The 14,064-nt window shown below is 70.0% G+C and carries 13 protein-coding genes and 1 tRNA gene; 9 read left to right on the forward strand and 5 right to left on the reverse strand.

The window, feature by feature from the left end; translation table 11 throughout:
• Positions 1-450: 450 nt before the first annotated feature.
• On the forward strand, positions 451-663 hold the full coding sequence (locus tag HUT19_RS21680; RefSeq protein ID WP_176182063.1) for a helix-turn-helix domain-containing protein: 213 nt from the start codon (positions 451-453) through the stop codon (positions 661-663).
• 74 nt (positions 664-737) lie between these two features.
• Positions 738-1,943, forward strand: a complete 1,206-nt coding sequence (gene xerC / locus HUT19_RS21685; protein ID WP_176182064.1) for a tyrosine recombinase XerC — start codon at positions 738-740, stop codon at positions 1,941-1,943.
• Positions 1,944-2,026: 83 nt separating this feature from the next.
• Here xerC and HUT19_RS21690 read toward each other — a convergent pair.
• Together HUT19_RS21690 and HUT19_RS21695 are read right to left on the reverse strand one after the other, a co-directional pair.
• Positions 2,027-2,100: transfer RNA gene (locus HUT19_RS21690), tRNA-Pro, on the reverse strand.
• Positions 2,101-2,188: 88 nt separating this feature from the next.
• Positions 2,189-3,118 (reverse strand): metallophosphoesterase, encoded by a 930-nt coding sequence (locus HUT19_RS21695; protein ID WP_176182065.1) that lies wholly within the window; start codon positions 3,116-3,118, stop codon positions 2,189-2,191.
• Positions 3,119-3,195: 77 nt separating this feature from the next.
• Between HUT19_RS21695 and HUT19_RS21700 the strand changes: the two genes are divergently transcribed.
• A complete protein-coding gene (locus HUT19_RS21700) occupies positions 3,196-3,663 on the forward strand; it encodes a GatB/YqeY domain-containing protein (RefSeq protein WP_176182066.1) in 468 nt (155 codons plus the stop codon).
• A 130-nt stretch (positions 3,664-3,793) separates the two neighbouring features.
• On the opposite strand, the gene HUT19_RS21705 is transcribed toward HUT19_RS21700, so the two are convergent.
• Positions 3,794-6,019: a transglycosylase domain-containing protein gene (locus HUT19_RS21705; protein ID WP_176182067.1), complete on the reverse strand. Its 2,226-nt coding sequence runs from the start codon at positions 6,017-6,019 to the stop codon at positions 3,794-3,796.
• A gap of 386 nt (positions 6,020-6,405) precedes the next feature.
• Here HUT19_RS21705 and HUT19_RS21710 point away from each other — a divergent pair, with 386 nt between their 5' ends.
• Positions 6,406-6,741 carry a WhiB family transcriptional regulator gene (locus tag HUT19_RS21710; protein ID WP_030829787.1) on the forward strand — a complete coding sequence of 112 codons (336 nt, stop codon included), beginning with the start codon at positions 6,406-6,408 and terminating at the stop codon, positions 6,739-6,741.
• A gap of 410 nt (positions 6,742-7,151) precedes the next feature.
• Here the strand turns inward: HUT19_RS21710 and HUT19_RS21715 are convergent, their stop codons facing one another.
• Entirely contained in the window at positions 7,152-8,579 is a 1,428-nt protein-coding gene (locus tag HUT19_RS21715) for an ArsA family ATPase (protein ID WP_176182068.1), read from the reverse strand.
• A 190-nt stretch (positions 8,580-8,769) separates the two neighbouring features.
• On the reverse strand, positions 8,770-9,747 hold the full coding sequence (locus HUT19_RS21720) for an ArsA-related P-loop ATPase (RefSeq protein ID WP_176182069.1): 978 nt from the start codon (positions 9,745-9,747) through the stop codon (positions 8,770-8,772).
• A gap of 71 nt (positions 9,748-9,818) precedes the next feature.
• Between HUT19_RS21720 and HUT19_RS21725 the strand changes: the two genes are divergently transcribed.
• The 5 genes from HUT19_RS21725 (at position 9,819) to HUT19_RS21745 (ending at position 13,990) form a co-directional block, all read left to right on the forward strand.
• A complete protein-coding gene (locus HUT19_RS21725) occupies positions 9,819-9,977 on the forward strand; it encodes a DUF4177 domain-containing protein (RefSeq protein WP_003967454.1) in 159 nt (52 codons plus the stop codon).
• On the forward strand, positions 9,974-10,438 hold the full coding sequence (locus HUT19_RS21730) for a RidA family protein (RefSeq protein WP_176182070.1): 465 nt from the start codon (positions 9,974-9,976) through the stop codon (positions 10,436-10,438). The genes HUT19_RS21725 and HUT19_RS21730 overlap by 4 nt, the downstream gene beginning before the upstream one ends.
• Before the next feature lie 94 nt (positions 10,439-10,532).
• Entirely contained in the window at positions 10,533-11,630 is a 1,098-nt protein-coding gene (locus tag HUT19_RS21735; protein WP_176182071.1) for an NUDIX hydrolase, read from the forward strand.
• Positions 11,627-12,457 carry an MBL fold metallo-hydrolase gene (locus HUT19_RS21740; protein ID WP_176182072.1) on the forward strand — a complete coding sequence of 277 codons (831 nt, stop codon included), beginning with the start codon at positions 11,627-11,629 and terminating at the stop codon, positions 12,455-12,457. Before HUT19_RS21735 ends, HUT19_RS21740 begins: the two co-directional genes overlap by 4 nt.
• A gap of 318 nt (positions 12,458-12,775) precedes the next feature.
• Positions 12,776-13,990: an IS30 family transposase gene (locus HUT19_RS21745; protein ID WP_254885586.1), complete on the forward strand. Its 1,215-nt coding sequence runs from the start codon at positions 12,776-12,778 to the stop codon at positions 13,988-13,990.
• Positions 13,991-14,064: the final 74 nt, after the last annotated feature.

A 14,064-nucleotide genomic window follows, 5' to 3' on the forward strand; every position in this document is an offset into this window, starting at 1 on the left:
ACCGTGCCGACCGCACGAGCAAGAGGAGCACCACCTGCGGAGCGTGCTCCTCTTGCTGTTCGGCGGAACGCCGCCCGATGGTCGCTCCGCGCAGCGGCTCCTTCTTCACGCCCTAAGCCGCACTGCACCACCACAGATGCCTCTCTCTTTTTCCTAAGTGGGGAACGCTGCGTCACCTGCGTCACGGGCACCCGGAAAACGCCGGGTGGCCTGCGCATACGGGCGTGACGCAGACGGCTGTTCTCTGCGTCACGCCGCGTCACCTGCGTCACGCGTGACGAACAGCCTGCGTCACCGGTGACGCACCACCGGTGCTCTGCGTCACCCGAAACCCGCCGTTCAGACTCCATGAATGACGCAGGTGACGCTGTGACGCAGAAATCCGCACCTAGGACACACACGTGGCCACAAGAGGCACCCGAGACCTTCCCGCCTAGGAGGCACTCCGGAATGAGCGTCACGCTCGCCGCTCCTACCGAGCGGCTCCTGTACCGACCGGAAGAAGCCGCGGCGGCGCTGAACATCGGCCGCTCGCTGGTCTATGAAGAGATCCGCCTCGGACGACTCCAGACCGTCCGCATCGGCCGTCGCCGTCTCGTGCCGCCCGAGTATGTCGCGCAGTACGTCGAACTCCTCAAGCGCGAGGCGGAAGCCACCGCCTGAGCTTTTCATCACCGCAGTTCCACAGGGCCGCGTCCATCAGGGCGCGGCCCTGTCCTATGGAGGCACAACAGAACATGACCGAGACCCCGAAGCGCGCCCAAAAGGCTGGCCACGGTGCGGACACGATCTATTGGGACCCTGCCAAGAAGAGCTACGTGGGGGCCGTCTCCCTGGGGTACGCCCCGAACGGGAAGCGCCGTCGACCGAAGGTGTACGGCAAGACGAAGACCGAAGTGCGCAACAAGATCCGGGACTTGAAGAAGGAGGTGCAGACGGGCGTCAAGGCTCCGGCCACCTACACCGTGGCCGACGCGGTGAACGACTGGTTGGAGCGCGGGCTGAAGGGGCGCGACGAGAAGGGCACCATCGGCAAGAACCGCTCGATGGCGAACAAGCACCTCATCCCGTTCATCGGCAAGGCCAAGCTGAAGGAACTCAGTGCGGACGATGTCGACGACTGGTTGGACGATAGGGCCGAATTCCTCGCGACGCGAAGCCTGCGTGACCTGCTCGCCATCCTGCGCCGCTCCATCGCGCACGCTCAGCGCCGGGACAAGGCCGCGCGGAACGTCGCCCTACTCGTCACCGCGCCGGAGGGGCGCCCCGGCCGCCCGAGCAAGGCATTGAACCTGGAGCAGGCGAAAGCCGTGCTCATCGCCGCACGACCGTCACGGCTGTATGCCTATCTCGTGCTCTCGCTCCTCAGTGGCGTGCGCACGGAAGAGGCGCGGCCCCTCACCTGGGACCACGTCTTCCTGGAGCCGAAGGACGGCATCCCGCCGTACGTCGCCGTGTGGCGCTCGGTGCGCAAGCACGGTGAAACCAAGACCAGGAAGAGCCGCCGGACCATCGCACTGCCGAAGCAGGTCGTCGACGTGCTCGAAGAGCACGTGAGGTGGCAGAAGCAGGAGCGCGCATCCCGTGGGATGGAGTGGAGCCCAACCGGCTGTGTCTTCACGACGAGGAGCGGCGAGCCGCTCGACGCGGCCAACGTCCGGCGCGACTTCAAGGCCATCGTGAAGAAGGCAGGGCTGAAGCCGGAGTGGACGCCGCGGGAGCTGCGGCACAGCTTCGTGTCCCTGCTCTCAGATCACGGCATCCCGTTGGAGCGGATCGCGCTGTTGGTCGGTCACAGCAGCCAGGCGACCACGGAAGCGGTCTACCGCAAGCAGCTCCGTCCGGTGATCACGCAGGGAGCTGAAGCGATGGACGACATCTTCGCCGAAGATCAGGAAGGGGAGGACACGGAGGAGCAGGAAGAGGGCGACGCGGTGGCCTGAGCAAATTCGTTTGGCCCCCTGTTTGGCCCCCCGAGCATGACAGAGGGCCAATCGCGTTCATGCGATTGGCCCTCTGACCTGTGTCGGGGTGGCGGGATTTGAACCCACGACCTCTTCGTCCCGAACGAAGCGCGCTGCCAAGCTGCGCTACACCCCGAAGCAACGAGCTCTACTTTAGCGGACCGCTGGCCAGAGACGAAATCCGGTTTCGGGGCTCTCGCAGGTGGGGGCGGGGGTGTCCGGTTTCAGGGGGTCTGGGGGGTGAGGGTGAGGAGGGTGGCCTCCGGCGGGCAGGCGAAGCGGATCGGGGTGTAGCGGTTGGTGCCGCAGCCCGCGGAGACGTGGAGATAGGAGGTGTGGCCCTCGGCGTGGTGGCTGGAGAGGCCCTTGACCCGCTGGGTGTCCAGGTCGCAGTTGGTGACCAGGGCACCGTAGAAGGGGATGCACAGCTGGCCCCCGTGGGTGTGGCCCGCGAGGATCAGGGGGTAGCGGTCGGCGGTGAAGGCGTCCAGGACGCGGAGGTAGGGGGCGTGGACCACGGCCAGGGACAGGTCCGCGTCGGTCTCGGCGCCGCCGGCCACCTCGGCGTAGCGGTCGCGCTTGATGTGGGGGTCGTCGAGGCCGGTGAGGGCGATCTCGATGTCGTTCAGCTTCAGCCGGCCCCGGGTGTTCGAGAGTCCGACCCAGCCCGCCGCGTCGAAGGCGTCGCGCAGTTCGTGCCAGGGGTTGTGGATCGCGCCGACGACCGGGGGGTTGCCGTTGAGACCGTGGCGGCCGCTGACCTTTTCCATCAGGTAGCGGGCGGGATTGCGCGGCTTCGGTCCGTAGTAGTCGTTCGAGCCGAAGACGTACGTGCCCGGGAACTCCATCAGCGGGCCCAGCGCGTCCAGGACCTCCGGTACGGCCTCGGGGTCCGAGAGGTTGTCGCCGGTGTTGACGACGACGTCGGGACGCAGCCCGGCGAGGGACTGGAGCCAGCGCTGCTTCTTGCGCTGGCCGCTCACCATGTGGATGTCCGAGATCTGGAGGACGCGCAGGGGGCGCATCCCGCTCGGGAGCACCGGGACGGTGATCCGTCGGAGCCGGAAGGACCGGACTTCGAAGGCGGCCGCGTAGGCGAGGCCGGCCGCGCCGACCGCCGTGATTCCCAGAGGTACTCCGTATTGCGCGCGCATGGTCACCATGGTCGCAGAACGCGGGTGGGGGAGAAATCTTCGGGTGATTCCTGGCCAGTACTGGCAGACTCGTCGCCATGACCACCACGCTCAAGTCCAGGCTGCAGGACGACCTCACCGCGGCGATCAAGGCGCGCGACGAGCTGCGCTCCTCCACTCTCCGGCTGACCCTCACCGCGATCCAGAAGGAAGAGGTCGCGGGTGAGAGCGCCCGTGAGCTGTCCGATGCCGAGGTGGAGAAGATCATCGCGCGGGAGGCGAAGAAGCGCCGCGAGGCGGCCGACGCCTTCGCCAAGGGCGGGCGGACCGAGCAGGCCGAGCGGGAGCAGGCCGAGGGCGAGGTGCTCGCCGAGTACCTGCCGAAGCCGCTGACCGACGACGAGCTGAACGCGCTGGTGGCCGAGGCCGTGCGCGAGGCCGCGGCGGCCGGGGCCGAGGGCCCGCGGGCCATGGGTGCGGTCATGAAGATCGTGAACCCCAAGATCGCCGGGCGGGCCGAGGGCGGCCGCGTCGCCGCCGCGGTGAAGCGCCGGCTAGCGGGCTGAGCCCGCGCCGCGGCGGCGGTCCTCCAAGATCCCCGGATTCATGGGATTCCGCAGGTGGGGAGCGCTGAACGGATATACGAAGGGGGCCGGGCGGCTGATGCCCGGCCCCCTCAGCGTTCAGCAGCCAGTACTACGGCAGGTGCCAGCCGCCGTTCCCGCCCCCGTTTCCCTTGCCGCCGTTCCCGTTGCCCCCGCCGATCAGGTCCGGGGGGAGGGAGATGTCCGGCCAGGGGTCATCCGGCCCGCCATTGCCGCCGCGGCCCGGCTTGCGGTGGTGGTCCGGCTTGCGGGCGTTCGGGTCCTTGATCGGGACGGTGACGAAGTTCTGCGCGGGCTTGCCCTCCAGCGCGCCGCTCATCGCGTCCTTCCAGATCGGTCCCGGAGTGTCCGCGCCGTAGACCTTGTCGTGGGGGACGCCCCCGATGGTGATGTTCTCCATCTTGACGCCCTCCGGACCCGGGCCGCCGACCCAGACCGCGCCCGCGAGGTTCGGGGTGTAGCCGACGAACCACGCGGCCCGCCGCTCGTCCGTCGTACCCGTCTTTCCGGCGCTCGGACGGCTCTGGAGCCCGGCCTGCTTGCCGGTGCCGTCCTCGACCACACCGCGCAGCAGGGTGTTGATGGTGTCCGCGGTCTTCTGGGACATGGCGCGCCGGCACGTGGACTTCGGGACCTTGAGTGCCTTGCCGCCGGGCCCGGTGATCGACTCGATGAAGACCGGGGAGCAGTAGACACCGCGGTTGGCGAAGGTCGCGTAGGCGTTGGCCATCGTGAGCGGGGAGAAGCCCTCGGTGCCGAGGGTGAGGGAGGGCACCTGGTGGTGCTCCTTGCCGTCGGCCCGCCGCACGCCCATCTTGTCGGCCAGCTCCGTCACCGGGCAGACCCCGATGTCACTGATCAGCTGGACGAAGTAGGTGTTGACCGACTTCGCGGTCGCCTCCTTCATCCCGTACGGGCCGACCTCGTGCTCGTTCTCGTTCTCGACGGTCGAGCCCTCGTTGTTGGTCCAGGAGCCCTTGCAGGTGCTGACCGGGCTCGGGTACTCCATCTTGTATGGCGAGGAGTAGCGCTTGTACGGCTTCGTGCCCCGCTCGATGGCGGCCGCGGCGGTGATCGGCTTGAAGGTCGAGCCGACCTGGAAGCCGTAGTTCGAACCGCCCATCGACTTGTCCGCGGAGAGGTTGAGCTGGGTTTCGTCCTTGTCGACGCCGTAGGGCCGGGACTGGCCCATGCCCAGCACCTTGCCGGTGCCCGGCTCGACGAGCGTGACGGCGGTGGCGACCCGGTCGGACTGGTACACATGAGCCTTGACCGACTTCTCGACCGACTCCTGCGCCTGCGGGTCCAGGGTCGTGCGGATCGTCAGGCCGCCCTGGGCCCAGCGCTTGGCACGCGCCTCCCGGGTCTTGCCGAAGACCGGGTCGCTGAGGAAGATCCGGTGGACGTAGTCACAGAAGAAGCCCGCGCCGTGGACGGCCGTGATGCAGCCGCTCCGGGGCGGGCTGACCTTCAGACCGAGCGGCTTCTTCTTCGCCGCGTCGGCCTGCGCCTGGCTGATGTTCTTCACGTCGGCCATGCGCTGGAGCACGGTGTTGCGCCGGGCCTCGGCCGTCTCCGGGTGGGCCACCGGGTCGTAGCGGCTGGGTGACTGGACGAGACCGGCCAGCAGCGCGGCCTGCTGCACCTCGAGGTCCTTGGCGGGCTTGCTGAAGTAGCGCTGGGCGGCGGCCTCGATGCCGTACGCCTGCTGCCCGAAGAAGGTGATGTTCAGGTAGTTCTCGAGGATCCGCTTCTTGCCCAGTTCCTTCTCGACCTGGATCGCGTACTTGAGTTCCTTGATCTTGCGGCCGATGGACTGCTCGGTGGCCTGGGCAACCTTCTCCTCGTCGTTGCCCGCCTCCTCGACGAAGACGTTCTTCACGTACTGCTGGGTGAGGGTGGAGGCACCCTGTGAGACGCCGCCGTTCTGGGCGTTCTTGTTCGCGGCGCGCAGGACGCCCTTGAGGTCGATCGCCCCGTGCTCGTAGAAGCGCGCGTCCTCGATCGCGACGATCGCCTGACGCATATAGGGGGAGATGTCCTTGAGTTTCACGATGCTGCGGTCGCGTGAGTAGACCTTCGCGATCTCGCCGCCCTTGGCGTCCAGGATGGTGGTCCGCTCGCTGAGCGGCGGAGTCTTGAGATTGGCCGGAATCTCGTCGAACTCCTCGACCGTTCCCTTGGCGGCAAGGCCGAACGCCCCGACCGCGGGCAGCGCGAGCCCGGCCATGACCGCACCGGCCAGCACGCTGACGCCGAGGAACTTGGCGGCCTGTTGAGTGGTGGACAGCCCCCCACCCGAACGCGTGTTACCCATAGGGGGCAGCCTACGTGTCGAATCGCCGGACAGGGGACCGCGTGTTCGCATAAGCTGTTTCACGCCAGTCACAGATGCACGGCTGCGCCACACCCCCACCCTCACTCTAGTGAGTGATGAGACCTGCCCGGATTGCGGCCCCCTGTCCTGAGCTGCCCTTTGTTCCTTGGGTGAACTGCCCGGGTTTGCACTAGTGATCGCAAATGTCGCCAGCTCACTCCGTTGGGTGATCTGCCGCGTACCCATAGTCCGTTCGGGCCATCCAAGATTGGGCCCGCAGGGGGTGTTGCGCCCTGCTCGCCTTCCGTAACGTCCTCAACTGGCGACGGTGAATATGCCGTTTGTCGCCGTGGGGGAGCTCCGATTCGGGAGAGGACGGCGCCAGCATGGGCTGGGTAACCGACTGGAGTGCGCAGGCTGCCTGCCGCACTACTGATCCAGATGAACTGTTCGTCCAGGGCGCGGCACAGAACAGGGCCAAAGCGGTCTGCACCGGATGCCCGGTGCGCACCGAGTGCCTTGCGGACGCCCTGGACAACCGTGTCGAGTTCGGTGTGTGGGGAGGGATGACCGAGCGCGAGCGGCGGGCACTGCTGCGCCGCCGGCCGACCGTGACCTCGTGGCGCAGGCTGCTGGAGACCGCGCGCACCGAGTACGAGCGCAGCGCGGGCATTCTGCCCTTCGACGACGAGGAGTACGAGCGCTTCGCCGCCGTCGGATAGTGGTGGCGACGGCGGTCGGTCTCAGGGGCGGGCACGGGTACGTGCATGTTCTGTCCGGGACGAATGCGGCCGCGGCCACGGACGGTCGTGGTCGGCCTTGAGTCGATTCGGTCATGGACCGGTTCGGTCATAGGCCATGAGGCGCGTCTCGATGGACGGGCGGTACGGCCCGCGGCGCCCGCGGCCTAGGGGGGTCTGCCCACCCTGAGCGCGACGGGAGGTCTGTGAGGACCGTGAGGACCGCCTGAGACCTGCGTACGACGTGCTGGGCGTGACGAGGGCGCCATGGGGGGTGCCCTCGGCCTCCGCGTCGGCACGCACCGGGCGCGCATACGCGCGGAGTTGTGCGCTGTCCTGTGCCCGGCACGTGGGCGTACGCCGCTTGCTGGGGGTTGTTCAGCCGCGGGCGTTCAGCCCGCGCGCTGGGGGCGCTCCAGCGGGATTGCCAGGCGATCGCCGATCGCCCGCAGCCCTGCCAGATCGTGTACGTCTCCGGGGAGCGCGGCCACTTGGGCCACCGGAACCTCGGGGTGCAGTGCCGTGAAGCGGTCGTGCGTACGCTGCTCGCGTCCGAGCACCTGCATACGCTCCGCGTGCAGCCGAAGCAGTCCCGCGGCGAGCCGCTCCGCCGACGTGTCCGCCGACGTGGGGGAGACGTCGGGGTCCGCTGCCGAGGGGTTCCGCGCTTGAGCCTTCCCTGAGTCACGATCGACAAATCCGCCGTCGGCAAGATTTTCTTCGCCGGCGCCAGGGTTGGCCGGATCGCTCGCATCGGCGGGGTCCAAGTCGGCATCCGCCGCCGGGCCCGGCTCGGGATCCGCCGGATCCACGTCCGGGTCTGCCGGGTCCACCTCGGGGTCCATGTCGGCGTCCGCCGCCGGGTCCGTGGCGGCCTCCGCCATCGAGAGGATCTCCGCGGCCGCCAGCGCCCGTTCCGCGGAAAGCTGTTCGGCCCCGCTGCCGTGCACCCGGTTCAGCACCAGCCCGGCCAGCGGCATCCGGTCAGCCGCCAGCCGTTCGACGAAGTACGCGGCCTCGCGCAGGGCGTCCCGCTCCGGGGCGGCCACCACGAGGAAGGCCGTACCGGGAGCCTGGAGCAGCCGGTAGGTGGCCTCCGCGCGGGTGCGGAACCCGCCGAACATCGTGTCCATCGCGGCAGCGAACGTCTGCACGTCGCGCATCAGCTGTCCGCCCAGCACCTTGCTGACCGTGCCGGTCATCATCGAGACGCCCACGTTCAGGAACTTCATCCCGGCCCGGCCACCGACCTTCGCCGGTGCCATCAGCACCCGGATGAACTTCCCGTCCAGGAACGAGCCGAGACGTTTCGGCGCATCCAGGAAGTCCAGCGCCGACCGGCTCGGAGGGGTGTCGACGATGATCAGGTCCCACTCGTCGCGGGCGCGCAGCTGGCCGAGCTTCTCCATGGCCATGTATTCCTGCGTGCCCGCGAAACCGGCCGAGAGCGACTGGTAGAACGGGTTCGCCAGGATCGCGCGGGCGCGCTCGGGGTCGGCGTGCGCCTCGACGAACTCGTCGAACGTCCGCTTCATGTCCAGCATCATGGCGTGCAGTTCGCCGCCGTTCTCGGCGCCGACGCCCGCCACCTTCCGCGGGATGTTGTCGAGCGCGTCGATGCCCATCGACTGGGCCAGCCGGCGTGCCGGGTCGATGGTGAGGACCACGACCTTGCGGCCGCGTTCCGCGGCCCGTACGCCCAGGGCGGCGGCCGTGGTGGTCTTGCCGACGCCTCCGGAGCCGCAGCACACCACGATGCGGGTCTGCGGGTCGTCCAGGAGCGCGTCGGTCTCCAGCCGAGGTGCCACGTCCATGCTCATGCCGCCTCCTGCGTACGGCTCGTACCGCCCATCAAGCCCCTGCCGACCGCCTCGCCCGCGCGGCCCGGCCCGTTTCCGCCGTGCGCGCCCGGGACAGCCCTCACGATGGCCGTGCTCGGGACGGCCGTGCTCACGATGGCTGTGCTCGGGACGGCCGCCCTCACGATGGCCGTGCTCGGGACGGCCGCGCTCACGACGGCCACTGCTTGCGCAGATCCGCCGCCAGCCGGTAGAGCCCGGCCAGGTCGACGCCGTCGGTGAGCAGCTCCAACTCGTGCAGCGGCAGCCCCAGACCGGACAGTTCGGCCCGCTGCGTCCGCTCCAGCGCGACCCGCTCCGCATGCTCGCGCGCCTGCTCCAGCAGCGGATCGACCAGGCGCTCGGCGAGACCGCCACGGCGCGCGCCGCCCAGACCCGCCTGCGAGAGCGCCTTCGCGACCGCCGCGCGCTGCCCGTTCGCCGCGATCTCGACGGCGTCGTGGTCGAGGATCGCGGGCCGCACCATGTTGATGATGACCGCGCCGGTCGGCAGGCCGTCGGCGCGCAGCTCCGCGATACCGTCCGCGGTCTCCTGGACCGGCATCTCCTCCAGCAGCGTCACCAGGTGGACCGCCGTCTGGGGAGACTTCAGCACGCGCATCACGGCCTGCGCCTGGTTGTGTATCGGGCCGGTCCGGGCCAGCCCCGCCACCTCGTGGTTGACGTTCAGGAAGCGGGTGATCCGGCCGGTGGGCGGGGCGTCCATGACCACGGAGTCGTAGACGAAGCGCCCGTCCTTGCCCTTGCGGCGCACCGCCTCGCACGCCTTGCCGGTCAGCAGCACATCGCGCAGCCCGGGGGCGATCGTGGTCGCGAAGTCGATCGCGCCCAGCTTCTTGAGGGCGCGTCCGGCCGAGCCCAGCTTGTAGAACATATGGAGGTAGTCGAGGAGGGCGAACTCCGGATCGATCGCGAGGGCGTGCACCTCACCACCGCCCGGCGCGGTCGCGATCTTCCGCTCCTCGTAGGGCAGCGCCTCCGTCTCGAAGAGCTGCGCGATCCCCTGGCGGCCTTCGACCTCGACCAGCAGCGTGCGTCTGCCTTCGGCCGCGAGGGCCAGCGCGAGTGCCGCGGCGACCGTGGTCTTGCCGGTTCCGCCCTTGCCACTGACGACATGGAGCCTGCTCACACTGGGGAGCCTAACCAGTCGCCCCACGGGCTACGCACCAGGCCCCGGTGGAGAGGCATTACAGTCGGCTCATGACGAAGTGGGAATACGCGACCGTGCCGCTGCTCGTGCACGCCACGAAGCAGATTCTGGACACCTGGGGCGAGGACGGCTGGGAGCTCGTCCAGGTCGTTCCGGGGCCGAACAACCCGGAGCAGCTGGTGGCCTACCTGAAGCGGGAGAAGGCATGAGCGCCGTCGAGGACAAACTCGCCGGACTCGGTCTGACGCTGCCGGAGGTCGCGGCTCCCCTCGCCTCGTACGTGCCCGCGATCCGCACCGGTTCGTACATCTATACGGCGGGTCAGCTGCCGCTGGTCGAGGGCAAGCTGGGCGTGACCGGCAAGGTCGGTGCCGAGGTGACCCCCGAGGAGGCCAAGGAGCTGGCGCGGACCTGCGCGCTGAACGCACTGGCCGCCGTGAAGTCGGTCATCGGCGATCTCGACAAGATCGTGCGTGTGGTGAAGGTTGTGGGCTTCGTCGCCTCGGCACCGGACTTCACCGGTCAGCCCGGTGTCGTCAACGGTACGAGCGAGCTGCTGGGCGAGGTGCTGGGCGACGCGGGTGTGCACGCGCGCAGCGCGGTCGGCGTGGCGGTGCTGCCGCTCGACGCGCCGGTCGAGGTCGAGCTCCAGGTCGAGGTCGCTGACTAGTCCGCCTGGTGCATCACCTGGATCCGGCCGCCGTACCCGGCCGGTGCGGCGAGGGCCCCTCGAACATCCGCCCGCAAACGCATAGCATCCGGCCATGTCCACTACGAATGGCCAGTGGTACCCGCCCGAGTGGCCAGAGCGGATCCGGCTGCTGTCGGCCGGTGAGCTCACACCGGTGACGCCGCGCCGGGCCGCCACCGTGCTGCTGCTGCGGGACGGACAGGACGGGCGGGACGGGGACGGCGTTTACGCACCCGAGCGGCTCGAGAGTGCCGCGCAGGGTGCCGGGGGCGACGGGGGAACCGACGAAGCGACCGGCGGGACCGGAGACACCGGGAAGACCCGGGAGACCGAGAAGAGCGGCGAGACCGGGGAGCGCGGCGCGTCCGCGGGGCCCGCGGAATCCGTACGCGACGGGCGGGAGGCCCCGGGGGGCCCCGCCGTCTACATGCTGCGCAGACGCGCCTCCATGGCCTTCGCCGGAGGCGCGTACGCCTATCCGGGCGGCTCCGTCGATCCGCGCGACGAGCGGATGGTCGCCTGGGCCGGGCCCTCGCGCGCCCAGTGGGCGCAGCGGCTGGGGCTCGACGCGAGCGACGCGACGCAGGCGCAGGCCATCGTGTGCGCGGCGGTCCGCGAGACCTTCGAGGAGGCGGGTGTGCTGCTCGCCGGGCCGACCCCGCACACGGTCGTCGCGGACACGACGGGCGACGACTGGGAGGCGGACCGTGCGGCGCTGGTGGGCCGGGACCTGTCGTTCGCCGAGTTCCTCGACCGCCGTGGGCTGGTGCTCCGCTCGGATCTGCTGGGCTGCTGGGCCCGCTGGATCACCCCGGAGTTCGAACCGCGCCGCTACGACACCTGGTTCTTCGTGGCTGCGCTGCCGCGGGGGCAGCGCACCCGCAACGCCTCCACGGAGGCGGACCGGACCGTGTGGATCCGGCCGGGTGAGGCGGCCGACGGCTACGACCGCGGCGAGCTGCTGATGATGCCGCCGACCATCGCGACACTGCGCCAGCTGCGACCGTACGGCTCGGTCGGCGAGGCGCTGGCCGCGGCCGCCGACCGCGATCTGACCCCGGTCCTCGCACAGGCGCGGCTGGAGAACGGCGAGCTGGTGCTGAGCTGGCCGGGACACGAGGAGTTCACCAAGCACATCCCGACCGGCACGACGGGGGGATCCTCCGCATGACGTACGCGGCCTCGCTGCCCGGCCAGCCGCGCGGAGGCGCGATCGGCGGACCGGCCACCGACCGGGCCATCTGCGTTCTGGCGCCGAACCCCTCGCCCATGACGCTGGACGGCACCAACACCTGGATCGTCGCCGAACCGGACTCCGACCTCGCCGTGGTCATCGACCCCGGGCCGCTGGACGAGGCCCACCTCGGCGAGGTCGTCGCCACGGTGGAGCGGGCGGGGAAGCGCGTCGCGCTGACGCTGCTCACCCACGGCCACGCGGACCACTCTGAGGGCGCGGCGCGCTTCGCCGAGCTGACGCGCACGCGGGTGCGCGCCCTGGACCCGGCGCTGCGGCTGGGGGACGAGGGGCTGGAGCTGGGGGACGTCATAACCACCGGCGGGCTGGAGCTGCGGGTGGTGCCCACGCCCGGCCATACGGCCGACTCGCTGTGCTTCCACCTCCCGGCCGACGCCGCGGTCCTCACCGGCGACACGGTGCTGGGACGCGGTACGACCGTGGTCGCGCACCCGGACGGGCGGCTCGGCGACTATCTGGACTCGCTGCGCAGGCTGCGCTCGCTGACGGTGGACGACGGGGTGTCCACGGTGCTGCCGGGCCACGGGCCGGTGCTGAACGACGCGCGGGGCGCGGTGGAGTACTACCTCGCGCACCGGGCCAACCGGCTGGCGCAGGTGGAGACGGCCGTCGAGGACGGCTACCACACGCCTGGGGAGGTCGTGGCGCATGTGTACGCGGACGTGGACCGGTCGCTGTGGCCAGCGGCGGAGCTGTCGGTCCGGGCGCAGCTGGACTATCTGCGGGAGCACGGGCTGATCTGAGGGGGCGGTGGCGCGGCGCGCGGTGTACGGAGCGGGCGCAGGCCGTCGGGCAGGCGCTTGTCTGATGGTTGCGCGCCCCCTGCGCAGCTGTGCACGCCCGCGCGAAGGCGTCCGGGGGCGTGCGGGGCGCGGTCATGGGCCGGGTCGGGACTCCGGCCGCTCGGGAGTGCCCCCGGGGCGCTCTGAGCACCTCCCGAGCCCGTTGTCACGGACCAGCGAAAACAAGCCGAAGCGAACCGAAAGGCCGAAGGACCGAAGGCCCCCGGCCGGGAGCTTGGGTTCTAGGAGTCGTTGCAACACCCCAGCTCAAGGGGTGGCATGGACTTCGAGATCCGTGAGGACCGGCAGCCGCAGGGACCCAGGAAGCTCACTCGTGAGCGGGAGGCATACTTCCGGCTCATGCAGCAGGGCGTGAGCAACACGGAAGCGTGCCGGATTGTCGGGATCAACCGGCGGACCGGGAAACGCTGGCGCTACGGACGCGGCGTGTCCGGCAGCAACAAGGCGGCCCCACCGATCAACTCGGTGGGGCCGCCTTCTGCGCCGTCGCGGTACCTGTGCGAGGCCGACCGGATCCACATCGCCGACCGGCTGCGTGAGAAGGCGACGGTCCGGGCGATCGCGGCCGAGCTGGGCCGCAGTCCGTCCACGATCAGCCGGGAGATCCGCCGCAACCGGCACCCGGGCAGCGGTCAGTACCGGCCCTACGCGGCCCAGGCCCGCGCGGATGCCCGCCGGCCCCGCCCCAAGCGCCGGAAGATCAGCGAGAACCCCGAGCTGCGGGCCGCCGTCCAGGCGATGCTGGACGAGAAGTGGAGCCCGGAGCAGGTATGCCACGCTCTGCGGGCACAGTTCCCCGACCGGCCGGAGATGCACGTGGTCCACGAGACCGTCTACCAGGCCCTTTACGTCCAGGGCAGAGGCCGGCTACGGCGCGAGCTCGCCGGCACCCTGCGCTCGGGGCGGGCCCGCCGCAAGCCGCAGAAGCAGGCCAACTGCCGCCAGCCGCGGTTCACCACCCCGATGGTGATGATCAGCGAACGGCCCGCCGAGGCCGAGGACCGGGCCCTGCCCGGCCACTGGGAAGGCGACCTGATCATCGGCAAGGACGGGAAGTCCGCGATCGGCACCCTGGTGGAACGCGCGACCCGCTACGCCATGCTCCTGCATCTGCCCGGCGACCACGGCGCCGAGGCCGTCCTGGGAGCGCTGACAACCACAGTCCAGACCCTGCCCGCCCAGCTGAAACGGTCCCTGACCTGGGACCAGGGCAGCGAGATGGCCCGCCACGGCGAGTTCACCCTCGCCACCGACATCCCGGTCTACTTCTGCGACCCCGCCAGCCCCTGGCAGCGCGGCTCGAACGAGAACACCAACGGACTGCTCCGTCAGTACTTCCCCAAGGGCACCGACCTGTCCGCCCACGGCCCCGAGCACCTGGCCGCCGTCGCCGACCAGCTCAACCGCCGCCCACGCAAAACGCTCGGCTGGGAAACCCCAGCCGAGCGCCTGCATAAACTGCTCGCGGCCTGATCAACACGACCACGTGTTGCAACGACCCCTAGAAACCGCCATCCGCGGTCGGGGCCCTTCGGTTATGTCTTCCG

Source organism: Streptomyces sp. NA02950, assembly GCF_013364155.1.
Taxonomy (GTDB): Bacteria; Actinomycetota; Actinomycetes; order Streptomycetales; family Streptomycetaceae; genus Streptomyces.